The sequence below is a fragment of the Streptomyces spiroverticillatus genome (genome assembly GCA_014650415.1).
In the GTDB taxonomy this organism is placed as follows: Bacteria; Actinomycetota; Actinomycetes; order Streptomycetales; family Streptomycetaceae; genus Streptomyces; species Streptomyces spiroverticillatus.
In genome coordinates this window covers 457246-482274 of the sequence record BMUX01000003.1, presented here as the reverse complement: position 1 = coordinate 482274, position 25029 = coordinate 457246, and the positions used below count along the sequence as shown (strand labels likewise).

The 25029-nt window shown below is 70.0% G+C and carries 21 protein-coding genes and 2 tRNA genes; 19 read left to right on the top strand and 4 right to left on the bottom strand.

Annotated elements, in window-relative coordinates; genetic code table 11:
- Nucleotides 1-534: 534 nt before the first annotated feature.
- The 10 genes from dnaN (at nt 535) to IE269_RS10280 (ending at nt 12398) form a co-directional block, all read left to right on the top strand.
- A complete protein-coding gene (gene dnaN, locus IE269_RS10325) occupies nt 535-1665 on the top strand; it encodes a DNA polymerase III subunit beta (protein ID WP_189822525.1) in 1131 nt (376 codons plus the stop codon).
- Between the two features lie 132 nt (nt 1666-1797).
- Nucleotides 1798-2679: a phosphogluconate dehydrogenase (NAD(+)-dependent, decarboxylating) gene (gene gnd / locus IE269_RS10320; protein ID WP_189822524.1), complete on the top strand. Its 882-nt coding sequence runs from the start codon at nt 1798-1800 to the stop codon at nt 2677-2679.
- Between the two features lie 31 nt (nt 2680-2710).
- The gene (gene recF, locus IE269_RS10315) at nt 2711-3832 is read left to right on the top strand and encodes a DNA replication/repair protein RecF (protein WP_189822523.1); all 1122 of its coding nucleotides are present in this window, start codon (nt 2711-2713) and stop codon (nt 3830-3832) included.
- On the top strand, nt 3829-4362 hold the full coding sequence (locus IE269_RS10310; RefSeq protein ID WP_189822522.1) for a DciA family protein: 534 nt from the start codon (nt 3829-3831) through the stop codon (nt 4360-4362). Before recF ends, IE269_RS10310 begins: the two co-directional genes overlap by 4 nt.
- Nucleotides 4363-4714: 352 nt before the next feature.
- Nucleotides 4715-6820 (top strand): DNA topoisomerase (ATP-hydrolyzing) subunit B, encoded by a 2106-nt coding sequence (gyrB, locus tag IE269_RS10305; RefSeq protein ID WP_189822521.1) that lies wholly within the window; start codon nt 4715-4717, stop codon nt 6818-6820.
- A gap of 42 nt (nt 6821-6862) precedes the next feature.
- Entirely contained in the window at nt 6863-9478 is a 2616-nt protein-coding gene (gyrA, locus tag IE269_RS10300) for a DNA gyrase subunit A (protein ID WP_189822520.1), read from the top strand.
- A gap of 93 nt (nt 9479-9571) precedes the next feature.
- Nucleotides 9572-10213: a DUF3566 domain-containing protein gene (locus tag IE269_RS10295; protein WP_189822519.1), complete on the top strand. Its 642-nt coding sequence runs from the start codon at nt 9572-9574 to the stop codon at nt 10211-10213.
- 84 nt (nt 10214-10297) lie between these two features.
- A tRNA-Ile gene (locus tag IE269_RS10290) sits at nt 10298-10371 on the top strand.
- Nucleotides 10372-10530: 159 nt separating this feature from the next.
- Complete coding sequence (locus IE269_RS43070; protein ID WP_003958712.1) at nt 10531-10665, top strand: DLW-39 family protein; 135 nt, start codon at nt 10531-10533, stop codon at nt 10663-10665.
- Between the two features lie 290 nt (nt 10666-10955).
- Nucleotides 10956-12398: a hypothetical protein gene (locus IE269_RS10280; RefSeq protein ID WP_229897525.1), complete on the top strand. Its 1443-nt coding sequence runs from the start codon at nt 10956-10958 to the stop codon at nt 12396-12398.
- Between the two features lie 55 nt (nt 12399-12453).
- Here IE269_RS10280 and IE269_RS10275 read toward each other — a convergent pair whose 3' ends face one another.
- Both IE269_RS10275 and IE269_RS10270 read right to left on the bottom strand, forming a co-directional pair.
- Entirely contained in the window at nt 12454-13713 is a 1260-nt protein-coding gene (locus tag IE269_RS10275) for a serine/threonine-protein kinase (protein WP_189822518.1), read from the bottom strand.
- A gap of 40 nt (nt 13714-13753) precedes the next feature.
- Complete coding sequence (locus IE269_RS10270) at nt 13754-14302, bottom strand: helix-turn-helix domain-containing protein (protein ID WP_189822517.1); 549 nt, start codon at nt 14300-14302, stop codon at nt 13754-13756.
- A 161-nt stretch (nt 14303-14463) separates the two neighbouring features.
- On the opposite strand from IE269_RS10270, the gene IE269_RS10265 reads away from it, so the two are divergent.
- The 5 genes from IE269_RS10265 (at nt 14464) to IE269_RS10245 (ending at nt 20042) form a co-directional block, all read left to right on the top strand.
- Nucleotides 14464-14536: transfer RNA gene (locus IE269_RS10265), tRNA-Ala, on the top strand.
- Nucleotides 14537-14741: 205 nt separating this feature from the next.
- A complete protein-coding gene (locus IE269_RS10260; protein WP_189822516.1) occupies nt 14742-15545 on the top strand; it encodes an ABC transporter ATP-binding protein in 804 nt (267 codons plus the stop codon).
- On the top strand, nt 15545-18055 hold the full coding sequence (locus IE269_RS10255) for an ABC transporter permease (protein ID WP_189822515.1): 2511 nt from the start codon (nt 15545-15547) through the stop codon (nt 18053-18055). Before IE269_RS10260 ends, IE269_RS10255 begins: the two co-directional genes overlap by 1 nt.
- Nucleotides 18056-18135: 80 nt before the next feature.
- A complete protein-coding gene (locus tag IE269_RS10250) occupies nt 18136-19434 on the top strand; it encodes a sensor histidine kinase (RefSeq protein ID WP_189822514.1) in 1299 nt (432 codons plus the stop codon).
- Nucleotides 19398-20042 (top strand): response regulator transcription factor, encoded by a 645-nt coding sequence (locus IE269_RS10245; RefSeq protein ID WP_189822513.1) that lies wholly within the window; start codon nt 19398-19400, stop codon nt 20040-20042. Before IE269_RS10250 ends, IE269_RS10245 begins: the two co-directional genes overlap by 37 nt.
- Nucleotides 20043-20136: 94 nt before the next feature.
- On the opposite strand, the gene IE269_RS10240 is transcribed toward IE269_RS10245, so the two are convergent.
- Nucleotides 20137-20847, bottom strand: a complete 711-nt coding sequence (locus IE269_RS10240) for a DUF5324 family protein (protein WP_189822512.1) — start codon at nt 20845-20847, stop codon at nt 20137-20139.
- Nucleotides 20848-21191: 344 nt separating this feature from the next.
- On the opposite strand from IE269_RS10240, the gene IE269_RS10235 reads away from it, so the two are divergent.
- Both IE269_RS10235 and IE269_RS10230 read left to right on the top strand, forming a co-directional pair.
- Entirely contained in the window at nt 21192-21719 is a 528-nt protein-coding gene (locus tag IE269_RS10235; RefSeq protein WP_189822511.1) for a peptidylprolyl isomerase, read from the top strand.
- 89 nt (nt 21720-21808) lie between these two features.
- The gene (locus IE269_RS10230) at nt 21809-22726 is read left to right on the top strand and encodes a rhomboid family intramembrane serine protease (RefSeq protein ID WP_189822510.1); all 918 of its coding nucleotides are present in this window, start codon (nt 21809-21811) and stop codon (nt 22724-22726) included.
- A gap of 311 nt (nt 22727-23037) precedes the next feature.
- Here the strand turns inward: IE269_RS10230 and crgA are convergent, their stop codons facing one another.
- Nucleotides 23038-23295, bottom strand: a complete 258-nt coding sequence (gene crgA, locus IE269_RS10225; RefSeq protein WP_189822509.1) for a cell division protein CrgA — start codon at nt 23293-23295, stop codon at nt 23038-23040.
- A 147-nt stretch (nt 23296-23442) separates the two neighbouring features.
- On the opposite strand from crgA, the gene IE269_RS10220 reads away from it, so the two are divergent.
- Nucleotides 23443-24255 (top strand): DUF881 domain-containing protein, encoded by an 813-nt coding sequence (locus tag IE269_RS10220; RefSeq protein ID WP_189822508.1) that lies wholly within the window; start codon nt 23443-23445, stop codon nt 24253-24255.
- A gap of 51 nt (nt 24256-24306) precedes the next feature.
- Nucleotides 24307-24996: a class E sortase gene (locus tag IE269_RS10215; RefSeq protein ID WP_229897524.1), complete on the top strand. Its 690-nt coding sequence runs from the start codon at nt 24307-24309 to the stop codon at nt 24994-24996.
- Nucleotides 24997-25029: the final 33 nt, after the last annotated feature.

The window sequence follows — 25029 nt, the reverse complement described above, 5'->3', positions numbered from 1 at the left end:
TGGGCGGCCTTGTCCCCAGCTTCTCCACACGGCTGTCCACTGTTCGGCAACGCGACACCCCTTCTCACCGGGTCGAGTGAAAGGCGTCACACCAAGGAGGTCGGTTGGGCTGTGGGGAAGGTGGGTAAACCTGGGGACACAGCTGTGGGGAAGTGGCCCCTGCCTGTGCACCGGGTGTGCAGAACTCCGCCCCGTCCACAGAACAGGCGAGTTGTCCACGGGTCCCACCCACAGGGGCAGTGGACAAAAAAGTGGGCCTGAGCTGCGAAAACAGGGTTATCCACGGTTTCCACAGGCCCTACTACTACTCCCACTCAGAGAGAGCCCGGAATCCGCAAAGAAGAAGGCCCTGTGTACAACTCGGCCCGAAGCCTCCAGGCCGCTCTCGGCCCGACTTGACCGGCGGCAGCACCGAGTGTCGGTGGCGTACGTCAGACTGGTCCCCGGTGAACTTCCCCCGCCGACGGCAGGGAGACACCGATCCAGACGACGAAAGCCAGCAGGGCGAGCCAGCAACAGCAGGAGGCGGTTCCGGTGAAGATCCGGGTGGAGCGCGATGTACTCGCGGAGGCGGTGGCCTGGACGGCCCGCAGCCTCCCGGCCCGTCCGCCGGTGCCCGTCCTCGCGGGCCTTCTGCTGAAGGCCGAGGAGGGCGCGCTGAGCCTCTCCGGCTTCGACTACGAGGTCTCGGCCCGTGTGTCGGTCGACGCGGAGATCGAGGAGGACGGCACGGTCCTGGTGTCGGGGCGTCTGCTCGCCGACATCTGCCGCGCCCTCCCCAACCGCCCGGTGGAGATTTCCACAGACGGTGTACGGGCGACCGTGGCCTGCGGATCCTCGCGGTTCACACTCCACACGCTTCCAGTGGAGGAGTACCCGGCGCTGCCGCAGATGCCGACCGCCACGGGCACCGTCCCCGGTGAGGTCTTCGCCTCCGCCGCCGCCCAGGTGGCCATCGCCGCCGGCCGCGACGACACGCTGCCCGTCCTGACCGGTGTGCGCATCGAGATCGAGGGCGACACGGTCACGCTGGCCTCCACCGACCGCTACCGCTTCGCGGTCCGCGAGTTCCTGTGGAAGCCCGAGGACCCGGAGGCCTCCGCGGTCGCCCTGGTGCCCGCCAAGACGCTCCTGGACACCGCCAAGTCCCTGACCAGCGGTGACACGGTCACGATCGCGCTGTCGGGCTCCGGCGCCGGTGAGGGCCTGATCGGTTTCGAGGGTGCCGGCCGTCGTACGACGACCCGTCTGCTCGAAGGCGACCTGCCGAAGTACCGGACGCTGTTCCCGACCGAGTTCAACTCGGTGGCCGTCATCGAGACCGCCCCGTTCGTCGAGGCCGTCAAGCGCGTGGCGCTGGTCGCCGAGCGCAACACTCCGGTCCGGCTGACCTTCGAGCAGGGCGTCCTGATCCTCGAAGCCGGTTCCAGCGACGATGCACAGGCTGTGGAGCGCGTCGACGCCAACCTCGACGGCGACGACATCTCGATCGCCTTCAACCCGACCTTCCTGCTGGACGGTCTGAGCGCCATCGACTCCCCGGTCGCCCAGCTCTCGTTCACCACGTCCACCAAGCCGGCGCTGCTCAGCGGCCGCCCGGCCGTGGACGCCGAGGCGGACGACGCGTACAAGTACCTGATCATGCCGGTGCGTCTGTCCGGCTGATCGCGGAGCAGTGCCGTGCAGGCCCGGAGCCCAGGTGGCCCCGGGCCTCACGTGCCCCTCGGGCCGTCCGCACAAGCCGGGCGTAGGCTCGTACCCGGGTACGAATCGCCTCGAAGCTAAAGGAATCTTCTGATGGAGCTCGGTCTCGTCGGCCTCGGCAAGATGGGCGGCAACATGCGCGAGCGCATCCGCCGCGCAGGCCACACCGTCATCGGTTACGACCGCAACGCGGACGTCGCGGATGTCCACAGCCTGGAAGAGCTTGTGGGCAAGCTCAAGGGCCCGCGCGTCGTGTGGGTCATGGTCCCGGCGGGTGACGCGACCCAGTCCACGATCGACGCCCTGGGCGAGCTCCTCTCCCCCGGCGACATCGTCGTCGACGGCGGCAACTCGCGCTGGACGGACGACGAGAAGCACGCCGAGGAGCTGAAGGCCAAGGGCATCGGCTTCGTCGACTGCGGCGTCTCCGGCGGCGTCTGGGGCCTGGAGAACGGCTACGCGCTGATGTACGGCGGCGACGCCGACCACGTCGCGACGGTCCAGCCGATCTTCGACGCCCTCAAGCCCGAGGGCGAGTTCGGCTCGGTCCACGCGGGCAAGGTCGGCGCCGGCCACTTCGCGAAGATGGTCCACAACGGCATCGAGTACGCCATGATGCAGGCCTACGCCGAGGGCTGGGAGCTCCTGGAGAAGGTCGACTCCGTCACCGACGTGCGCGAGGTCTTCCGCTCCTGGCAGGAGGGCACGGTCATCCGTTCCTGGCTGCTGGACCTCGCGGTCAACGCGCTCGACGACGACGAGCACCTGGAGGGCCTGCGCGGCTACGCCGCCGACTCCGGCGAGGGCCGCTGGACCGTCGAGGCCGCCATCGACAACGCCGTGCCGCTGCCCGCGATCACGGCCTCCCTGTTCGCGCGCTTCGCCTCGCGCCAGGACGACTCCCCGCAGATGAAGATGATCGCCGCGCTGCGCAACCAGTTCGGCGGCCACGCGGTCGAGTCCAACAAGAAGTAAGCGCAACACGGGGGAAGGTCGGCGCACCACCATGCACGTCACGCATCTGTCGCTGGCCGACTTCCGCTCGTACGCCCGGGTCGAAGTACCTCTCGACCCGGGCGTCACCGCTTTCGTGGGGGCGAACGGGCAGGGCAAGACCAACCTCGTCGAGGCGATCGGCTATCTCGCCACGCTCGGCAGCCACCGCGTCTCCTCGGATGCGCCTCTGGTACGGATGGGTGCCGAGCGCGCCGTCGTCCGGGCCGCCGTCACCCAGGGCGAGCGGTCCCAGCTGGTCGAGCTGGAGCTCAACCCGGGCCGCGCGAACCGGGCCCGTATTAACAGGTCCTCGCAGGTCAGGCCCCGGGACGTACTGGGGATCGTACGAACGGTGCTGTTCGCGCCCGAGGACCTGGCCCTGGTGAAGGGCGATCCGGGCGAGCGCCGCAAGTTCCTGGACGAGCTGGTCACCGCGCGCTCCCCGCGCATGGCCGCGGTGCGCTCCGACTACGAACGCGTACTGAAGCAGCGCAACACCCTCCTCAAGTCCGCGGCGATGGCCCGGCGGCACGGCGGGCGGTCCATGGACATGTCCACCATCGACGTCTGGGACCAGCACCTGGCGAAGGCCGGCGCCGAGCTGCTCGCCCAGCGCCTCGACCTGGTCGCCACCCTCCAGCCGCTGGCCGACAAGGCGTACGAACAACTCGCCCCCGGCGGCGGCCCGTTGCTGCTGGAGTACCGCACCTCCGCGCCCGGCGAGGGGCACACCCGCGAGGAGCTGTACGGGCAGTTGCTGGCGGCGCTCGGCGAGGCGCGCAAGCAGGAGATCGAGCGGGGCGTGACGCTGGTCGGCCCGCACCGCGACGATCTGCTGCTGAAGCTGGGGCAGCTGCCCGCGAAGGGCTACGCGAGTCACGGGGAGTCCTGGTCGTACGCGCTGGCGCTGCGGCTCGCCTCGTACGACCTGCTGCGCGCCGAGGGCAACGAACCCGTGCTCGTCCTGGACGACGTCTTCGCCGAGCTGGACGTGCGCCGGCGCGAACGGCTGGCGGAGCTGGTGGCGCACGGCGAGCAGGTGCTGGTGACGGCGGCCGTCGACGACGACGTTCCGGGTGTGCTGTCAGGGGTTCGGTACGGGGTGGCCGGTGGCGAGGTGACCCGGCTGTGAGCGGGGACAAGAAAGAGCCCAAGCCTCCCGAGTCCTCGGGTGTGGATCTCGCCCGGCAGGCCCTGGCCGCGGCGAAGGAGCAGGCGCGGGCGCGCGGAGCCGCGGCCCAGCAGAAGAAGACGGTGCGCCGGGGCGGGAGCATCCGGTCGGGTTCGGGGGCGGACGGCCGGGACCCGCTGAAGCTGGGTGCGGCGCTGGACCGGCTGAAGACCGAGCGCGGCTGGGAGATGCCGATCGCGGTCAGCGGGGTGATGGGGCGCTGGAAGGACATCGTGGGCCCCGACGTCGCGCAGCACACCGAGCCGCTGAAGTACGACGAGGAGGAGCGGATTCTCTGGGTGCGCTGCACCTCCACGGCGTGGGTGACGCAGATGAAGTATTTGACGCCCACGTTGCTGAAGCGGCTCAACGGGGAGCTCGGCCGGGACACCGTGCGGCAGATCAGGCTGGAGGGGCCGAACGCGCCGCAGCGCCGGTACGGGCCGCTCCGGGCGCCGGGGAGCACGGGGCCCGGGGACACGTACGGATAGAGCCGGTGCGTCCATGTTTCACGTGAAACATGACAAGGATGTTTCACGTGAAACCGGGCGGTGGGAGTGAGGCGTCCCTCACGGTGATGAGTGGTTGACAGCCCGAAGCGCTGGACGCCCTCTGGAGCCGCCTGGAGCCCCTCTCCGAATATGGGGAGTCGGGCAGCCCCGGTTCCGGGCGGCACATGCGGACTCAGGTACCGGCAAACCCCCATTCATGTCTGCGCTACCGGTAGACTGATGCATAGTCCTCGCTTGTTTCGCGGGGCACGTCGACTCACACAGAACGACGCAGCCGCTCCTGCCTGCCTGGGGATGGGGATTCCCCCAGCCGACGGCAGGGGATGGGCCTGTGCTGTGCCAGAAAGGGCGCTTCGTGGCCGATTCCGGCAACCCCAACGAGATCAGTCCGTCCACTGCCGGCGAGGACGCCGAGGTGACCTCTCCGGAGGCTGCCGCTGCCGGGGGGACGCCCCCCGACGGCGCCCCGTCGTACGACGCCAGCGCGATCACAGTCCTTGAGGGGCTGGACGCGGTCCGCAAGCGCCCGGGCATGTACATCGGCTCGACCGGCGAGCGTGGCCTGCATCACATGGTGCAGGAAGTCGTCGACAACTCCGTCGACGAGGCGCTGGCCGGGCACGCTGACACGATCGACGTCACCATCCTTCCCGACGGCGGCGTGCGCGTCATCGACAACGGCCGAGGCATCCCGGTGGGCATCGTCCCGTCCGAGGGCAAGCCGGCCGTCGAGGTGGTCCTGACCGTCCTGCACGCGGGCGGAAAGTTCGGCGGCGGCGGTTACGCCGTCTCCGGCGGTCTGCACGGCGTCGGTGTCTCCGTGGTGAACGCGCTGTCCACGAAGGTCTCCGTCGAGATCAAGACGGACGGCTACCGCTGGACGCAGGACTACAAGCTCGGTGTGCCGACCGCTGCGCTGGAGCGCCACGAGGCCACTGACGAGACGGGCACGTCGGTCACTTTCTGGGCCGACGGCGACATCTTCGAGACCACCGAGTACTCCTTCGAGACGCTGTCGCGGCGTTTCCAGGAGATGGCGTTCCTGAACAAGGGACTGACCATCAAGCTCACCGACGAGCGGGAGTCCGCGAAGGCCGTCGCCGGGGCGGACACCGCCGAGACCTCGGACGACGAGCAGGTGCGGACGGTCACGTACCACTACGAAGGCGGCATCGTCGACTTCGTGAAGTACCTGAACTCGCGCAAGGGCGAGCTCATCCACCCGACCGTCATCGACGTCGAGGCCGAGGACAAGGAGCGTCTGCTCTCGGTCGAGATCGCGATGCAGTGGAACTCGCAGTACAGCGAGGGCGTGTACTCGTTCGCGAACACGATCCACACGCACGAGGGCGGTACGCACGAGGAGGGCTTCCGTGCGGCGCTGACGGGTCTGGTCAACCGGTACGCGCGGGAGAAGAAGTTCCTGCGCGAGAAGGACGACAACCTGGCGGGCGAGGACATCCGCGAGGGTCTGACCGCGATCATCTCGGTGAAGCTGGGCGAGCCGCAGTTCGAGGGTCAGACGAAGACCAAGCTGGGCAACACGGAGGCCAAGACCTTCGTGCAGAAGGTCGTGCACGAGCACCTCAACGACTGGTTCGACCGCAACCCGAACGAGGCCGCGGACATCGTCCGCAAGGCGATCCAGGCCGCCACGGCCCGTGTCGCTGCCCGCAAGGCGCGCGACCTGACCCGTCGCAAGGGCCTGCTGGAGTCGGCGTCGCTGCCGGGCAAGCTCAGCGACTGCCAGTCCAACGACCCGACGAAGTGCGAGATCTTCATCGTCGAGGGTGACTCCGCCGGTGGTTCGGCGAAGTCCGGCCGCAACCCGATGTACCAGGCCATCCTGCCGATCCGCGGCAAGATCCTGAACGTCGAGAAGGCGCGCATCGACAAGATCCTTCAGAACACCGAGGTCCAGGCGCTGATCAGCGCCTTCGGCACCGGTGTGCACGAGGACTTCGACATCGAGAAGCTCCGCTATCACAAGATCATCCTGATGGCGGACGCCGACGTCGACGGTCAGCACATCAACACGCTGCTCCTGACGTTCCTGTTCCGCTTCATGCGGCCGCTGGTCGAGGCGGGGCACGTGTACCTGTCGCGTCCGCCGCTGTACAAGCTCAAGTGGAGCCGCGACAACGTCGAGTACGCCTACTCCGACCGCGAGCGCGACGCGCTGCGCGAGGCGGGCGAGCAGCAGGGCAAGCGCATCAAGGAGGGCGACCTCCAGCGCTTCAAGGGTCTCGGCGAGATGGATGCCGAGGAGCTGCGCATCACCACGATGGACGTCGACCACCGTGTGCTCGGCCAGGTCACCCTGGACGACGCGGCCCAGGCCGACGACCTGTTCTCGGTGCTGATGGGCGAGGACGTCGAGGCGCGGCGCTCGTTCATCCAGCGCAACGCCAAGGACGTCCGCTTCCTCGACATCTGAGTCGGTCCGTCGCTGACCGCTTCGAAAGGATTTTGACCAGCAATGGCCGACGAGAACACCCCTGTCACCCCTGCTCCCGAGGATCAGACCGTACGGATCGAGCCCGTCGGGCTCGAGACCGAGATGCAGCGGTCCTACCTCGACTACGCGATGTCCGTCATCGTGGCGCGCGCGCTGCCCGACGTGCGGGACGGCCTGAAGCCCGTGCACCGTCGCGTCCTGTACGCGATGTACGACGGCGGCTACCGGCCCGAGAAGGGCTTCTACAAGTGCGCCCGCGTCGTCGGTGACGTCATGGGTACGTACCACCCGCACGGCGACTCCTCGATCTACGACGCCCTGGTGCGTCTGGCGCAGCCGTGGTCGATGCGCATGCCGCTGGTGGCCTCCAACGGCAACTTCGGCTCCCCGGGCAACGACCCGGCGGCCGCCATGCGCTACACCGAGTGCAAGATGGCGAACCTCTCCATGGAGATGGTCCGCGACATCGACGAGGAGACCGTCGACTTCACGGCCAACTACGACGGCCGCAACCAGGAGCCGACGGTCCTGCCGTCGCGCTTCCCGAACCTGCTGGTCAACGGCTCCGCCGGTATCGCGGTCGGCATGGCGACGAACATCCCGCCGCACAACCTGCGCGAGGTCGCCGCCGGCGCCCAGTGGTGCCTGGAGAACCCGGAGGCCTCGCAGGAGGAGCTCCTGGACGCTCTGATGGAGCGCATCAAGGGCCCCGACTTCCCGACCGGCGCGCTGGTGGTGGGCCGCAAGGGCATCGAGGAGGCGTACCGGACGGGCCGCGGCTCGATCACTATGCGCGCCGTGGTGGCCGTCGAGGAGATCCAGAACCGTCAGTGCCTGGTCGTCACGGAACTCCCGTACCAGACGAACCCGGACAACCTGGCGCAGAAGATCGCCGACCTGGTGAAGGACGGCAAGGTCGGCGGCATCGCCGACGTCCGCGACGAGACCTCGTCGCGGACCGGCCAGCGCCTGGTCATCGTGCTCAAGCGCGACGCCGTCGCCAAGGTCGTGCTGAACAACCTGTACAAGCACACCGACCTCCAGTCGAACTTCGGCGCCAACATGCTGGCGCTGGTGGACGGCGTGCCGCGCACGCTGTCGCTGGACGCGTTCATCCGCCACTGGGTGACGCACCAGATCGAGGTCATCGTCCGGCGTACGAAGTTCCGCCTGCGCAAGGCGGAGGAGCGGGCGCACATCCTGCGCGGTCTGCTCAAGGCGCTGGACGCGATCGACGAGGTCATCGCGCTGATCCGCCGCTCGAACACGGTGGAGATCGCCCGCGAGGGCCTGATGGAGCTGCTCTCCATCGATGAGATCCAGGCGAACGCGATCCTGGAGATGCAGCTGCGCCGCCTGGCCGCCCTGGAGCGGCAGAAGATCGTGGCGGAGCACGACGAGCTCCAGGCCAAGATCAACGAGTACAACGAGATCCTGGCCTCCCCGCAGCGCCAGCGTGCGATCGTCAGCGAGGAACTGGCCGTCATCGTCGACAAGTTCGGCGACGACCGGCGTTCCGCCCTGGTGCCCTTCGACGGTGACATGTCCATCGAGGACCTGATCGCCGAGGAGGACATCGTCGTCACCATCACCAACGGTGGCTACGTGAAGCGCACGAAGACCGAGGACTACCGGTCGCAGAAGCGCGGTGGCAAGGGCGTGCGCGGCACGAAGCTGAAGCAGGACGACATCGTCGACCACTTCTTCGTGTCCACGACCCACCACTGGCTGCTGTTCTTCACGAACAAGGGCCGGGTGTACCGGGCGAAGGCATACGAGCTTCCCGACGCCGGACGTGATGCGCGCGGCCAGCACGTGGCCAACCTCCTCGCGTTCCAGCCGGACGAGAAGATCGCCCAGATCCTGGCGATCCGGGACTACGAGGCGGCGCCGTACCTGATCCTGGCCACCAAGGGCGGCCTGGTGAAGAAGACGTCGCTGAAGGACTACGACTCGCCCCGATCGGGTGGTGTCATCGCGATCAACCTGCGGGAGACCGCGGACGGCAGCGACGACGAACTGATCGGCGCGGAGCTGGTGTCGTCCGAGGACGACTTGCTGCTGGTCAGCAGGAAGGCCCAGTCGATCCGGTTCACGGCGACGGACGACGCGCTGCGTCCGATGGGCCGTGCGACGTCGGGTGTGAAGGGCATGAGTTTCCGCGAGGGCGACGAACTGCTCTCGATGAATGTGGTCCGGCCCGGTACGTTCGTGTTCACCGCAACCGACGGCGGGTACGCGAAGCGCACGCCCGTCGACGAGTACCGCGTCCAGGGCCGCGGCGGTCTCGGCATCAAGGCCGCCAAGATCGTGGAGGACCGGGGCTCGCTCGTGGGCGCGCTGGTGGTCGAGGAGACCGACGAGATCCTCGCCATCACCCTCGGCGGTGGTGTGATTCGTACGCGAGTCAACGAAGTCAGGGAGACGGGCCGTGACACCATGGGCGTCCAACTGATCAACCTGGGCAAGCGGGACGCCGTCGTCGGCATCGCCCGCAACGCCGAGGCCGGCCGTGAGGCCGAAGAGGTCGACGGGGCAGACGGCTCCGAGGCCGAAGCGGACGGTGCGGTCACTGCCACGGCCGCGACCGAAGTAGCCGAGGGCGTCGAGCCTTCGGCAGGGGAGCACGAGGAGTAGGTCGTGAGTGGAGCCACGGGCACCGGAGGAAAAACTTCCGGAGCTGGAGCACCCGGTGCCCGTGGCTCTGCCGCGGACTCCCAGGGGGGAACTGTGACGGACACCCGGGGGCCGCAGCCCCAGCAGGGTTACGAGGGGTACGCGGCCGGACCGCTGCCCGGTGAGCGGGAGGAGCCGGCCCAGGGGCCGGGTTCCCAGCCGTACCACCCGCCGCAGGCGTACCAGGCGACGCAGGGCGGCGGTGGCACCCAGGGGGGTCAGCGTCCGCCCGTGGGCCAGGGCGGCGGCGGTACGCAGGGCGGCCAGACGGGCGCGGTGCGCAAGCCGCGTACGGGGGCGCGGACCACGCCCCGTACGCGCAAGGCGCGGCTGCGGGTGGCGAAGGCCGACCCGTGGTCGGTGATGAAGGTCAGCTTCCTGCTGTCGATCGCGCTGGGCATCTGCACGGTGATCGCGGCGGCCGTGCTGTGGATGGTCATGGACGCCATGGGCGTCTTCGCGACCGTCGGCGGCACGATCAGTGAGGCGACCAGCTCGACGGCCGGTTCCGGCGAGAGCAGCGGGTTCGACCTCCAGTCGTTCCTGTCGCTGCCGAGGGTGCTGACCTTCACCTCGGTGATCGCGGTGATCGACGTGGTGCTGATGACGGCCCTGGCGACGCTGGGCGCCTTCATCTACAACCTGTCGGCCGGTTTCGTGGGCGGTGTGGAGCTCACGCTCGCCGAGGACGAATAGGCGCTGGTGGCGGGGGGCGGAGAACCGATTTTGGGACTGCGCCCCTCGTGCGCTAATCTTCAGGAGTCAGCGCGCGAGCGCAGCGGGCCTATAGCTCAGTTGGTTAGAGCGCATCCCTGATAAGGATGAGGCCACAGGTTCAAATCCTGTTAGGCCCACAGACACCGGTTGGCCCGGACGAGAAACTTCTCGTCCGAGCCAACCGCTTTTGTGCGTCCGGCAGTTGAACCCCCCGGTAGGTCACCGATCGGTATCGGCCGGTGTGTATAGTCGGCCGCCAAGAGGTCTCCTACGTCAAGGAAAGACGAGGTCGCGCGGTGAAGAAGCTTCTCCTGGTCGCACTGGCCGCCATTGGCGGGCTCCTCGTGTACCGCCAGATCCAGGCGGATCGCGCCGAGCAGGATCTGTGGACGGAGGCGACTGACTCCGTGCCCGCAGGTTCGGGTGTGTGAGCCCCAGTAGTCACATGCAAAACCCCGGTCGCTCTGAGGAGCAGCCGGGGTTTTGTGCTGTCCGGGCTCCCGTGGGCGATGTTTCACGTGAAACGGTCAGGGGGCTTGGTCTGTGTTTCACGTGAAACATTCGCGTGGATCCTCCCGTGCGTGCGCTCTGGGCGGGCTGTGAGGGCCGTGCGGCGGGCCGGGGGGTTCCTGGCGGGTCGTCACTTCGCAGGCCCGCAGAGGGGCTTCCAGGGCCGGTAATCGGTCGTATGAGCGGACAGTGCTGGTGTGGGCGGGGCAGGATGAGCCTCACGGAGTCCGTTGCGGCCACCGAGGCGGCAGGCGGCCACCCGGAGAGGGCGAGGGGCGGCGTGGTGAAGAGGCAGCGCATCGGAGGCCGGGGAGCTTTTGGGGCCGGGCGGTTACGCGTGCTCCTCGCCGGGGCGGCGGCGCTGTGCGCGGCGGTCTGTCTGCCGCTGGGCCTGCCGGGGCAGGCGCTCGCGGCCGCCGGGCCGGATGCGTACGTCTTCGCCGAGGGCGCGCAGCAGGTCAAGGCCACGTCCAGCACCGCCGAGGCGCCCGCGCTGGCGGCGGGGAAGACGTACCGGGACAGCATCGGGCCGGGCGAGAAGCGGTACTACCGGCTGGACCTCGACGCCCGGACCAACGCGCACGTGTCGGCCGTCGGGGTGCCGAAGGCCGGGGCCCGCGTCCAGTACGCCGACGGCCTCAAGGTGTCGGTGCTGGACGGCAGCAGCATCCCCTGCGACCAGGGCGAGGGCATGAACTTCGGGTCGGCCGCCTTCCCGCGTCCGCTGAGCGCCACCGCGGCCCGCCTGGTCGTGCCGGACTCGCGCAGGTGCCAGACGGCGGGCGCCTACTACGTGCTGGTGCAGCGCACCACGAAGGCCGAGTCCTCCCGGGAGGACTGGGAGCTGGAGATACGGCACCAGTCCGAGCCGGGGCTGAAGAAGGCCGGGCCGACCGAGGCCCCGAAGGACTGGCCGAGCACACCGCCCGGACCCCCGGCGGGAGCGGCCAAGAAGCGGCACGGCGGCACCGGCTTCAACGACGCGGCCGCGCTGACCGGCGGGGAGTGGCGCGACGAGATCACTCCCGGGCAGAGCCTCTTCTACCGGGTGCCCGTCGACTGGGGGCAGCAGATCTACGCGGACGTGGGCCTGCACAACGCCGAGGGGGGCCGCAAGGGGACCGTGGGCAACGCCTTGTCCTTCACGCTGCACAACCCCGCGCGCGGGTATGTGGCGGGCCACAACTCGATGCTGTACGACGGGGAACTGAAGACGGTGTCGCTGGACCCGCTGCCGCCGGTGGCGTACGAGAACCGCTTCGCCTTCTCCAGCGCCGTCGGCGGCATGCGGCTGGCGGGCTGGTACTACCTGCGGATCGCGCTGAGCCCCGAGGTCGGCAGCGCCTTCGGCGACCGGGCGTACGGGGTGACGCTGCGGGTCGCGGTGCAGGGCGCCGCGAAGGCCGGGCCCGCGTACACGGAGGAGTCCCGGGAATTCGGTGTCCCCAAGGGTGATCCCCAGGCGGTGGACGAAGGGCGCGGTGGTGTCCCGGACGGGCGCAGCGGGGTGATGCGGGTCGTCGCGGCGGCCGGGATCGGCACGGGGAGCGTGCTGGTGCTCGGGCTGGGAACCTGGACGCTGCTGGCCAGGCGCAGGGCGGCGGCGGGCCGTGCACCGCAGGGGCCGGGGTTCGGGCCGCCGGCGGGCTGGTGACCCGGGTCGGGTGGTGACGTGGGTCGGGTCGAGCGGTGACGCAGGTCAGGTCGGGTCAGGTCTGGGTGAGCGCCCAGATGCCCACGGCGAAGCAGACCAGCGCGAGCAGCAGGACCGGGACCGCGACCTTCGGGGACGGTCCGGGCCGCTTCCGGGGGGCCGCGTGCGGGACCGGGTAGGCGGGGGGTGCGGCCTGCGGGAGAGGTGCCGTGGTCTGCGGGAGAGGTGCCGTGGCCTGCGGCAGCGGGGTCGTGGCGGGAGGCGGGGACAGGTGGGCGGGCGTGTGGGGTGAGGGCGTGCGGGGTGAGGGCGGTGGGGCGAGGTAGTAGCTGCCGGTCTGGGACATGGGGGTCGGCGTGGGTGCCGGTGCGGGCGTCGGGGCGGCGGCCGCGGGGGTGGACGCCGGCGCCGACGGGGAGGGCGTGGAGGACTGCGTACGGTCCGGGCCCGACGGGCCGAATCCCGTCGGCAGGGGGCCCAGCTGGTCGAAGACCTCCACCGGGTCCTGACCGGTGTCCTCCTCGGGCAGCAGCTCGGCGGCGGCCGCGAGCGCCTTGCGGGCCCCCGTGGCGGTACGGAACCTGGTCTGCGGGTCCGGGCGGAGCAGCCCGGCGACGACCTGCCACAGCGGCTCGGGCAGGCCCTCGGGTGCGTCGGGGGTGCCGTCGGCGAAGAGCTCGGCCAGCTGTGTCGGCTCGGGCTTGCTGCCCTGGAGCAAATACAGCGCGACCAGCCCGACCGCGTACAGATCGGCGGGGAAGTCGGGTTCGCAGCCCCGGAGCTGCTCGGGGGCGAGATAGCCCGGGGTGCCGATGACGTAGTCGGTCTGGGTCAGGCGGGCGTCGCCCTTGCGGATGGCGATCCCGAAGTCCGACAGCCGCAGGTGGGGGCGGCCGGTGCCGGTCGCCTCCAGGAGGATGTTCGCGGGCTTGATGTCGCGGTGCACGACCCCCTCGGCGTGGAGGGCGGCGAGGCCGGAGAGCAGCTGGTCGAGGAGGGTGCACACGAAGCGGGGCGGGAGCGGGCCGTAGTCCCCGATGAGGTGGGCGAGCGAGCCGCCGCCCACCAGATCCATCGTGAACAGGACCTGGTCGTCGTCCGCAGCCCAGCTGGCAGGTGCCAGGACGTGCGGATGGTCGATGCGCAGGGCCTGCTCGCGGACGAAGCGCAGCAGTGCGTGGGCGTCGCGCTGCCGGAGCACCTTCGCCGCCACGTAGCGGTGACGCCGGTGGTCCCAGGAACGCCACACCGCGCCCGACCCGCCCTGCCCGATCGGGTCGATCAGTTCGTACCGGTTCGCGAAGATCTCTCCCATGGCCCCCGCCCGCCCCCGCCTGCCGTCCTGTGGTGACGCGTCAGTTCTGGTGTGCTTCGTAGTGGGCGACGGCTTCGGCGGTGCGCCCGGCGCCGTACACCCGCAGGAACTCGGCGAGCTCGGGGTGGTCCGCGGCGAGGGAGTCCGCCGCGTGGATGATGTCGCCGGCGCCGGCCACCGAGCGCAGCAGCGACTGGATCTCGCGCACCACGCGGCGCACGGTGGGTGCCCCGGAGCTGGGCGTGGACTGGTTGGTGGTGCTCAGGACCGAACCGCCCTGGGACTTCTTGATCTCGTCCATCCGGTCCGTGGCCTCCCCCGCGCTGACGCTGCCGTCGGCGACCAGGGACGCGAGTTCCTGGAGTGCCTGGACGCGCTGCACCACGGCGGGGTTGCCGATCTTGGCGCGCTGGCCGCTCATCAGCTGGGAGAGCATGGGCGCGGAGAGGCCGAGCACGGCCGCGAGCCGGGCCTGGTTGAGTCCCAGGTCGTCGATGAGCCGACGGAAGAGCGCCCCCAGCGGCTCCCCGTACCAACTGCGCTGAAGCTCCCTGGCCCTCGCCGAGGCTTCCTGTTGTGCTGCGTCCATCTGCGTCTCCCCTTCGCTGCTGCGAACCTCGCGGTGCATCTTACGGAGAGTGGTCAGCGACGGGGAGTCCCAATCTGTTTGCGGGATTACGGGGGTCACCCGCTACTCTTGTCTGCGTCGGTGGACGCCTGCGGTGCGGTGCGTTTCCGGCACCCGTTTTCGGGGCCTTAGCTCAGTTGGTAGAGCGCTGCCTTTGCAAGGCAGATGTCAGGAGTTCGAATCTCCTAGGCTCCACACATTGAATGCCCCCTGAACTGCGGAAACGCGGTTTCAGGGGGCATTTTGCGTCGGGCGCGGGCCGCCCGAACCTGGTGTGCCGGGGTGGAGAAACCTCTACCTCGAAGCGGCCGGTCAATGCCAATGTGCCGCAGCTGCACCGTTCCTAGGCTGGATCACAGATACCGCTCGGGAAGCGCTACAGCTCATTGGGGAGCCCTCGGTGCACACTTCACAGGACCTCCGTCAGGCGGAGGCGGTACGGCTGGACGCCGTGTCGAAGATCTACGGGCAGGGCGACAGCAAGGTGGCCGCGCTCCGCGGGCTCTCCCTGGGCTTCGCCGACGGCACCTTCACCGCCGTGATGGGTCCGTCCGGATCGGGCAAGAGCACCTTTCTGCACTGCGCGGCGGGGCTCGCCCGGCCCACCTCCGGAAGGGTCGTCGTCGGCGGCAGGGACCTCTCGGGGCTGGACGACGACCAGCTGACCATGCTGCGCCGCAACCGGATCGGTTTCATCTTCCAGGCCTTCAACCTGCTGCCCGCGCTGACCGTCATGGAGAACATCACGCTGCCCCTGCAACTGGCCGGTGAGCGCCCCGACAAGGGCCTGATCCGCACCGTGGTGCAGCGCGTCGGCCTGGCCGAGCGGCTGGGGCACCTGCCCTCCGAGCTGTCCGGCGGCCAGCAGCAGCGCGTGGCCATCGCACGCGCCCTGGTGACCCGCCCCGCGGTGGTCTTCGCGGACGAGCCCACCGGAGCGCTGGACACCCGTACCGCGAGCGCCGTCCTCGGCCTGCTGCGCGAGTCCGTCGACAACGCCCGCCAGACCCTGGTCATGGTGACCCACGACCCGGTCGCCGCCTCCTACGCGGACCGCGTGGTCTTCCTCGCCGACGGCGCCTTCGCCGGTGAACTGCTCCGGCCGACGGCCGATGCCGTCGCCGCCCGGATGACCAGGCTCGGTGCCTGGGAGGACGACAACCAGCACCAGGCCCTGGCGCAGCCCTCCGGAGGGCGGTACTGATGCTGCGTCTCGCCCTGCGCACCCTGAAGTTCCGCAGGACCAGCTTCATCGCGACCTTCTGCGCCATGTTCTTCGGCGCCGCCATCGTCATCGGCTGCGGCGGCCTGATGGAGACGGGCTTACGGATGGCGGCCGCACCGCAGCGCCTGCACGAAGCACCGGTCGTCGTAAGCGGCGTACAGACCCACCACTCCACCGCCCTGGCCGAGCGTCACCGCATCGACCCCTCCCTGGTCGGCCGGGTGGCCGGGGCCGACGGCGTCGGCAAGGCCGTCGGCGACGTGTCGTTCCCCGCCACCGTCCTCCAGGACGGCAAGCCGGTGACCAGCGGCTCGTCCTCGTACGGCCACGGCTGGGCCAGTGCCCCGTTCACCCCCTACACCCTCGCCGCCGGCAAGGCTCCCGCAGGCGACGGCGAGGTCGTTCTCGACACGGCACTGGCCGAACAGGCCGGTGTCAGCCCGGGATCGACGGTCGGCATCGTCGTCGAAGGCACCACGCGGCAGTTCCGGGTCAGCGGCGTTGCGGAGCAGAACGGCGGCCGCAACCCGCATGCGGCCGTGTTCTTCACCGACGAGACGGCCCGCACCCTCGCGGGCGGCCGGATCGATTCGATCGCCGTCCTGCCCGCGTCCGGCAGCAGCGCCGACATGGTCGCCGCAGCGGTGAGCACTGCGGTCGGCGACCGCGCCGAGGTGTTCTTTGGCGAGAGCCGCGGACTGGCCGAACTGCCCACCGCGCTGGCCGGACAGCGCACCGTCGTCATCCTCGCGGCCGTCTTCGGCTCCTCGGTCGTGCTGATCGTCATCTTCGGCGTGGCCTCCACCCTGGCCCTCTCCCTCCAGCAGCGCGCCCGCGAGATGGCGCTGCTGCGTGCCGTCGGATCCACTCCCACACAGTTGCGCCGCATGATCCTCACCGAGACGACCGTGCTGTCGGTGGCTTCCGTGCTGCTCGCCCTGCTGCCCGGATACGCCGTCGGGCGCGGGCTGTTCGCCGTGCTGACGTCCAGCGGTGTCGTGTCGTCCTCGATCACCTACCGCGCCGGTGCGGTCCCCATGGCGGTCGGCGCGATCGTCACCGTGCTGGCCGCGGCGGGCGCGACCCGCTTCGCCGGACGGCGGGCCGCCCGCACCGAGCCGATCGCCGCGACCGCCGAGTCCACCGCCGGCACCCGGTGGTTCAGCGTGCCGCGCCTGGTGTTCGCGCTCTTCTTCCTGGTCAACGGCATCGGCCTGGCCGTCGCCACCGCCACCGTCATGGAGGACGGCCCGACCCTCGCCAGCACGGCGGGACCGGCGTCCGTGCTCTTCTGCATCGGTCTGGTCCTGCTCGCCCCCGGCATCACCCGGTTCATGGTGGCGCTGCTCAAGCTGCCGGTGCGCGCCTTCTCCGGACTCTCCGGCCGGCTCGCACTGCGCAACGCGGCCACCGCCAACGTCCGGATGGCGGGTGCCGTCGCCCCGATCGTCCTGCTGATCGGCATCGCCACCGGCACCCTGTACATGCAGTCCACCGAGAACGAGGTCTCCCGCAGCTCCTACGACCACAACGTCCTCGCCGACTACGTCCTCGACTCCACGACGGGCGGCTTCGCAGCCGACGTCGTCGACCGGGTGCGCCGGACGCCCGGGGTGGCCGCGGCCTCCGAGTTCGTCACCACCCGCGGCTTCGTGGACGGTCCGGACGGCCCGGCCGAGGTCGACCTGCGAGGAGTCTCCGCAGACGGCGTCGTGCAGAGCCTCGACCTGCCCGAGGTCGCCGGTGACCTGACTGCCCTCAGCGGCGACACGGTGGCCCTGTCCGACAAGAAGGCCCAGGAGTACGGGGTGAAGGTCGGCGACAGGCTGCCGATGCACCTCGGTGACGGCACCCGGGCCAACCCCGCCGTCGTGGCCCTCTACGCCGACAACCCCAAGCAGCCCTACCTGACGATGCCCGCGTCCGTGCTCGCCGAGCACACCGGCGAGAGGCTGCCGCAGCAGATCCTGGTCCGGGCCGAGCCCGGCAGCGCCGACCGGGCCCACGCGGGCCTCGCCGCACTCGCCGCCCGGCTCCCCGGCAGCGAACTGGACGACAGCTCCTCACTGGCCGGCCGCACCAACCAGATCCAGCAGATCCTGGTCTCCGCGAACTACACCATCGTCGCGATGATCGTCGGGTACGCCTCGATCACGGTCGTCAACACCCTGGTGTCGGTGACCCGCAAGCGGCGTGCGGAGTTCGCCCTCCAGCGGCTCACCGGCGCCACCCGCCGCCAGGTGATCGGCATGCTGTCCGTGGAGGGCGCCCTGATCGGTGTCGTCGCCACCGTGCTCGGCACGATCGCCGCGGCGACGACCGTCGTTCCGTACAGCCTCGTCAAGAGCGGCTCGTATCTGCCCTCCGGATCCATCGGCATCTACCTCGCCGTCGTCGGCGGATCGCTGCTGCTGGTGTTCGGTGCCACCCTGCTGCCCTCGTGGCGCGGCATGCGCAGCCCCGCCGTGGACACGGTGAAGGCCGCGTGAACCACCTCCCCCGGCCGGGCCGTCGGGCCGCCCCGGCTCCCCCGGAGGGGGCGGCGGGCCGGGGACGGGATCATGAGGGCATGCAGACTGTGCCGGCCACATGGCGGGGCCGACTGGTCCGGGCCTCTTCGGCCACCCTGTCCGGTGTCGCGATCGCCACCGGGGCCCTGCTGTCGGTCGTTCTCTTCGTCACCACGTCCTACTTCGTCATCCTGTGCGTGATCGGTATCGGCTTCCTCGCGCTGCCGTATCTGACCCGGGCCGTACGCCGGCTGGCCGACCTCAACAGGCGTGCGGCCGCCCGCTGGGGCGTCCCCGTGGAGCGGCCGTACCAGCCTGCTCCGGAAGAGGTCGAGAAGGACATCGTCGGCTGGATGCGCACCTGCAAGTGGATCCTCGCCGACCCCGCGACCTGGCGGGACCTGCTGTGGCTGCTGCTCAACTGCGTCGTCGGCCTCGCCGGTTTCCTGCCGGCCGCCCTGCTCTACTACGCCGGGGAGGGTCTGCTCCTGGCCTGCGGCCTCTGGCTGCCCCTCGCCGACGACGGAACGGGACGCTGGTACGCGTCCGTCACCATCGACAGCTGGCCGGCAGCACTGGCCGCGGGGCTGCTGACCGTCGCGGTGTTCGCGGCCTGGGTCTTCCTCAGCCCCTTGGTGCTCCGGGGCTACGCCCACTTCGTGCGCTTCCTGCTCGGCCCGACCCGCGGGTCCCGACTGACCTCCCGCGTGCGGCACCTGGCGGAGACCCGCTCCGGCGCCCTGGACGTACAGGCCGCCGAACTGCGCCGCATCGAACGCGACCTGCACGACGGCGCCCAGGCCCGGCTGGTCAGCCTGGGCCTCCAGCTCGGCTCCGTGGAACGCAAAATGACCCAGGACCCGGAAGCGGCCCGGCTGCTGCTGCGCCAGGCCCGCTCCTCCTCGGTACAGGCCCTGCGCGAACTGCGCGACCTGGTCCACGGCATCCACCCGCCGGTGCTCGCCGAGCGCGGCCTGGCCGACGCCCTGCGCGCCCTGGGCCTGGCCAGCCCGCTGGGCGTCAGCGTCGAGACGGATCTGCCAGGACCGCTGCCCGACCCGGTCGAGTCCGCCGTGTACTTCGCGGTCTCGGAGCTGCTGGCCAACGCCCTCAAGCACGCCGACGCCGAAACGGTGCAGCTCGTGGCCCGGTACGCGGACGGCGTCCTGACCGCCCTGGTCACCGACGACGGCCGGGGCGGCGCCGATCTGTCCGCCGGGAGCGGTCTGGAGGGCATTCGGCGACGGCTGGCATCCTTTGACGGGGTCTTGGAGATCGACAGCCCTCGGGGTGGTCCGACCGTGATGAAGATGGAGTTGCCGTGCGCGTTGTCCTCGCAGAAGACCTCTTCCTCCTGAGACAGGGGATCGTCCAGCTGTTCGAGGATTACGGCTTCGAAGTCGTCGCCGCTGTGGACAACGGCACGGACCTCGCCGCCGCGCTCGCCGAGCACCGCCCCGACGTGGCCGTCGTCGACGTACGGCTTCCGCCCACCTTCACCACCGAGGGCCTCGAGGCCGCCCTGCGGGCCCGCCGCGAGCAGCCGGGCCTGCCGATCCTCGTCCTGTCCCAGCACGTCGAGCAGATGTACGCCCGTGAGCTGCTGGCCGACGGCACCGGCGGGATCGGCTATCTGCTGAAGGACAGCGTCCTGGACGACGAGCAGTTCATCGACTCCGTGCGACGGGTGGCGGCCGGCGGCACGGCCATGGACCCGGCCGTCGTCGCCCAGCTGATGACGAGCCACGCCCGGGACGAACCGCTCGCCTCGCTCAGCGCGCGCGAGCGGGAGGTGCTGTCGCTGATGGCCGAGGGCTGCTCGAACCTGGCGATAGCCCAGCGGCTCACCGTCACCGAGGGCGCCGCCGCCAAGCACATCTCCAGCATCTTCAGCAAGCTTCTGCTGCCGGCGTCGAGCGACAGCAACCGTCGGGTGCTCGCGGTTCTGGCGTATCTCAACGCCTGAGCGGGCCGGTCGGGGCAGAACGGCAAAAGGTCCCCCTGATCTGCGAAACCGCAGGTCGGGGGGACCTTTGCCAGGTCGTGCGTATGAGGTGGGGTCAGCGGTCCTCGGGGTCCGCGGCCTCCGCCTCGGCCTGCTTGGCCTCGACCTCGGGGTCGAGCACGGCCTTGCCGTTGCTGTCGACCGAGGTCAGCGGGGTGCGGTCGTGGACCTCGGTGGCGGCCGGGGGCTCGACCAGCCAGTCCGGGTTGGCCTGCTTGTCCCACCACTTCCAGGCGGCGAACGCGCCACCGGCCAGCAGCCCCAGTACGGTCAGGCGCTTGGCGAGCCGCCCCGAACGGGCCCGGCGCTCGTGCTTGCGCACCAGCTTCTGGACCTCCTTCGCGGAGACCTGGCCGCGCAGTGCGGCGAGCGCGGCCGTGCTGCGGGCCGCCGCCTCCTCACGCACCGGCTGGGCCGCGGCGACGGCCTGCTCGACGCGCGGCGCCGCGTAGTCCGCGGCCTGCTTGGCCGCCTTCCTGGCACGTACGGCCGCCTTGTGGGCCGCTTCGTCCACCCGGGCCGGCACATGGGTACGAGCCTGCTCGATACGGGGGGCGAGGTGCGCCCCGTACTGGGCGCGGGCCTGCTCGGCGGCCTGCAGGGTGGCCTGCGAAACCCGGGGGGCGATCTTGGTGCGGGCTTCGTGCGCGTAGTGCACGGCCGTGTCCTTGGCCGTGCCCGCGTAGGGCGCCACCACTTCGGCGGCGTGTCGCACGCTGTCCTTCGCCGTACTGGTCGCGTGGCGCACGCTGTCCTTACGGGTCACGGAAATCCTCCTCCTCGGTGGCGCTTCGTCGATGCGCCTTTCCACCCGAATCGAAATCATGCCCGGCACAGCCATATCCGGCATGTGCGGAAGGGCATCCGGGTCATGAACGGTCATGAACGGAGACGGTGGGGCAAATACGGTGCAAGGGGAACTGCGGACGACAATGCCACGCTTCTCGGTCGGCCGCGCCGGTTCCGGGCGTACTCGTCCGAAGAAAGCCGGTCGGCAAGCGGTCGCAGGGGCCCGGTCCGGGCCGGTGGGAGGTGCCGCGTGCGAGGATTCGACGCACGCCCGGCTGGAGCGACACAGCGGGCCCACCAGGACACACGCGGAGGAGACCCGTGGCCGAGCAGCTCTACGCCACTCTCAGGACCAGCCAGGGCGACATCGACATCCGGCTGCTGCCGAACCACGCGCCCAAGACGGTCCGCAACTTCGTCGAGCTCGCCCGCGGCGAACGCGAGTGGACGCACCCGGGCACGGGTGAGAAGACCACCGCGAAGCTGTACGACGGCACGATCTTCCACCGGGTGATCAGCGGGTTCATGATTCAGGGCGGTGATCCGCTGGGGAACGGGATGGGCGGTCCCGGATACGAGTTCGCGGACGAGTTCCACCCCGAGCTGAGCTTCAACAAGCCGTATCTGCTCGCCATGGCGAATGCCGGGCCCGGCACCAACGGCTCGCAGTTCTTCATCACCGTCGAGCCGACCGTGATGCTCAACCGCAAGCACACGATCTTCGGCGAGGTCGCCGACGAGAAGAGCAAGCGGGTCGTCGACGCGATCGCCCGCGCCGAGCGCAATCCGCGCACCGAGCGGCCCGTGACGGACGTCGTCGTGGAGACCGTCGTCGTCGAGAAGCGATGAGTGTGCGCCGAGGCCGTGGCAGTGGTTGTGGCAGAGGTCGTGGCTGAGGTTGTGGCCGGGCACCGCGCGCAGTCGTGACAATGGACGGTATGGAGCAGCCGCCGAAGAGCCCGGACCCGCAGCCCGCCGACGACGCGCAGGAGCCGGTGGCGCACTGCTACCGGCATCCCGACCGGGAGACCGGCATCCGGTGCACCCGGTGCGAGAAGCCGATCTGTACCGACTGCATGGTCAGCGCGTCGGTGGGCTTCCAGTGCCCGGACTGCGTGCGCGACGGCTCGGGGACCGGGCACGCGCCGGGGGCGAACCAGCCGCGGAACGTGGTGGGCAGTGTGGTGCGGGGCGGGGATCCGCGGCTGGTCACCAAGATTCTGCTCGCGATCAATCTGCTGGTGTTCGGGCTCACCCTGATTCCGGAGACCGGCGAGCGCATCATCAACGACCTCGTCCTGGTCGGCGCCTGGCCCCCGCCGCCGTACCCGATGTTCGAAGGGGTGGCGGCCGGTGAGTGGTACCGGCTGGTCACCTCGATGTTCCTGCACCAGGCGATCTGGCACATCGCCTTCAACATGCTCAGCCTGTGGTGGATCGGCGGACCGCTGGAGGCGGCGCTGGGGCGCACCCGCTACCTCGCCCTGTACCTGCTGTCCGGGCTCGCGGGCAGTGCGCTGACGTACGCGGTCTCCGCGCCCGGCGCCGGGTCGCTGGGCGCGTCGGGAGCGATCTTCGGGCTGTTCGGTGCGACCGCGGTGCTGATGAAGCGCATGAAGTACGACATGCGGCCGGTCATCGCCCTGCTGGTGATCAACCTGATCATCACCTTCGGCGTCCCGGGCATCTCGTGGACCGCGCACATCGGCGGTCTCGTCGGGGGCCTGCTGCTGGCGCTGGGCCTGGTGTACGCGCCCCGGGAGAAGCGGAACCTCGTCCAGGCCGGGACCTTCGGCCTGGTGTTCGTCGCCGTGCTGGTGACGGTGCTGGTCAGGACGGCGACGCTGATCGCCTGAGCGGCTGTGGGCAACGGACTTTCGGCCCGGCCCTTCGGACGTTGTCCACAGCGCGTGGCGACGGCTGTGCACGCTGTGGGGAAACGCGGGAACAACTGAGCCCCTCGTCGCTGAGCTGGGTTTTCCCGGCCAGGACAAGGGGCGTCAGGGGGGTGCGGAGTGAGGATGCGATCACACTGGCGTCAACAGCGTGGGAGTTATCCACAGATCGTCGTAACTTTTCCTCAGGTGTGGATAACGCTGTGGACAGTTCTGGGGAGTGCTTGTGGAACGGGGCCCCGGTGTGCAGCCGCGGCCCCGCGCTCAGGCCCCTACTTCCACTGCGTGGAGACGCCGAAGCCGGCGGCGATGAAGCCGAAGCCGACCACGATGTTCCAGTTCTCCAGGCTCTTGATCGGCAGGTCGCCCTCGGTCACGTAGAACAGCACGATCCAGGCGAGCCCGATCAGGAACAGCGCCAGCATCACCGGCGCGACCCAGCTGCGGCTGGTCAGCTTGATCGCCGTCGCCTTCTTCGCGGCGGGCGGAGGCGTGAAATCGGCCTTCTTGCGGATACGTGACTTCGGCACGAGGGACTCTCCTGTCGATGCGCTGCGTTACCGCGCAGAGAACTGTGGCGTGACGCCAAGGGGCAGACGGGAGCCAGCAGGGGAAACACGGCCTCCCCCGGGCGTCCGTTAGCGTAGTGCTTCCGCGGCGTCGAAGGAGATAAGGGTATGAGCAATTCTGCCGACTCTCCGGAGCAGTCCACGGATCGGCCGCCGGAGAGGGACACCGACCGGCCGCCTGTACGACGTCCGGGGCTGCGTCCCGTGCGCCTGCTGACCGCCGCCGTGTTCGCCCTCGCCGGGCTCATCTTCGTCACCAGCTTCAACACGGCCAAGGGCACCAACATCCGCTCGGACGACTCCCTGCTGAAGCTCTCCGACCTCACCCGCCAGCGCAGCGACAAGAACAAGGAACTGGAGAAGTCCACCGCCGTGGTGCGCGGCGAGGTCGACGCCCTCGCCCGCCGCGACGACGGCAGCACCCAGGCCGAGGACGCCAAGCTGGGTGTGCTGGAGAAGGCGGCGGGGACGAAGAAACTGGCCGGCGGCGCCGTCACGGTCACCCTCAACGACGCCCCGCCCGGTGCCACCGCCAACCCCGGCTACCCCAAGCCGCACCCCAACGACCTGGTCATCCACCAGCAGGACCTCCAGGCCGTCGTCAACGCCCTGTGGGAGGGCGGCGCCCGCGGCATCCAGGTCATGGACCAGCGCCTCATCTCCACCAGCGCGGTGCGCTGCGTCGGCAACACCCTGATCCTCCAGGGCCGCGTCTACTCGCCTCCGTACACCGTCACCGCGGTGGGTGACCGCGGCCGCCTCAAGCAGTCCCTCGCCGCCTCCCCGGCGCTCCAGAACTACCAGCTGTACGTCAAGGCGTACGGACTCGGATGGAAAGTCGACGAGCACGAGACGGTGACTCTCCCCGGTTACTCGGGCACAGTGGATCTCCACTACGCGAAGCCCGTGCAACAGCCGTAGGGGCTCGGGAGGGGGGCTGCCCCGGTGTCGGTGGGGTCGGTGCGACTGGTCGTGAGGACGTTCAGCGAACTCTGCATCACCGCGGGCGCGCTCATCGTCCTGTTCGTCGTGTACGTGCTCTTCTGGACCGGTGTGCAGGCCGACGGCGCCTCCGCGGGCCAGATCGACACACTGGAGCGGCAGTGGGCGCAGCGTTCCCTCGCACCAGCGCCGGCGCCCGCTGTCACAGGGGCGACCGGACAGGGCACGGAGCCCACCGGACCCGCCTACGAGGACGGCAAGCCCTTCGCCGTGATGTACGTGCCCCGCTTCGGCAGGAAGTGGGACTGGCCGGTCCTTGAGGGCACCGGCACCGGCACCCTGAAGAAGGGCCTGGGCCACTACGCGGGCACCGCCCGCCTGGGCGAGACCGGAAACTTCGCCGTCGCCGGGCACCGCAGGACGTACGGCGACCCCTTCAAGGACTTCCCCGAGCTGCGGCGCGGGGACGCGGTGGTGGTGAACGACGGGACGACCTGGTTCACGTACCGCATCGAGAAGAAGCCGTACCTCACCGTCCCCAGCGACGTGGGTGTCGTCGACCCGGTGCCGCGCAAGGCCGGGTTCGACGGGCCCGGCCGCTATCTGACGCTCACCACCTGCGACCCGGAGTGGGGCAGCAGCCACCGGCTGATCGTCTGGGCGCACCTGGACGCCACGCAACCGGTCGGCAAAGGCAGGCCCACGGCTCTGGAAGGCTGAGTCCCCGCTTTGGACGGGCGCCCCCTGTTGCTT

Excerpts from the sequence above, each read along its gene's own strand:
- IE269_RS10230 (WP_189822510.1), top strand. The coding sequence starts at position 21,809 with ATGGAGCAGCCGCCGAAGAGCCCGGACCCGCAGCCCGCCGACGACGCG.
- recF (WP_189822523.1), top strand. The coding sequence starts at position 2,711 with ATGCACGTCACGCATCTGTCGCTGGCCGACTTCCGCTCGTACGCCCGG.
- IE269_RS10275 (WP_189822518.1), bottom strand. The coding sequence starts at position 13,713 with ATGGGAGAGATCTTCGCGAACCGGTACGAACTGATCGACCCGATCGGG.
- IE269_RS10280 (WP_229897525.1), top strand. The coding sequence starts at position 10,956 with ATGAGCCTCACGGAGTCCGTTGCGGCCACCGAGGCGGCAGGCGGCCAC.
- IE269_RS10220 (WP_189822508.1), top strand. The coding sequence starts at position 23,443 with ATGAGCAATTCTGCCGACTCTCCGGAGCAGTCCACGGATCGGCCGCCG.
- IE269_RS10270 (WP_189822517.1), bottom strand. The coding sequence starts at position 14,302 with ATGGACGCAGCACAACAGGAAGCCTCGGCGAGGGCCAGGGAGCTTCAG.
- gyrA (WP_189822520.1), top strand. The coding sequence starts at position 6,863 with ATGGCCGACGAGAACACCCCTGTCACCCCTGCTCCCGAGGATCAGACC.
- IE269_RS10250 (WP_189822514.1), top strand. The coding sequence starts at position 18,136 with ATGCAGACTGTGCCGGCCACATGGCGGGGCCGACTGGTCCGGGCCTCT.
- IE269_RS10255 (WP_189822515.1), top strand. The coding sequence starts at position 15,545 with ATGCTGCGTCTCGCCCTGCGCACCCTGAAGTTCCGCAGGACCAGCTTC.
- gnd (WP_189822524.1), top strand. The coding sequence starts at position 1,798 with ATGGAGCTCGGTCTCGTCGGCCTCGGCAAGATGGGCGGCAACATGCGC.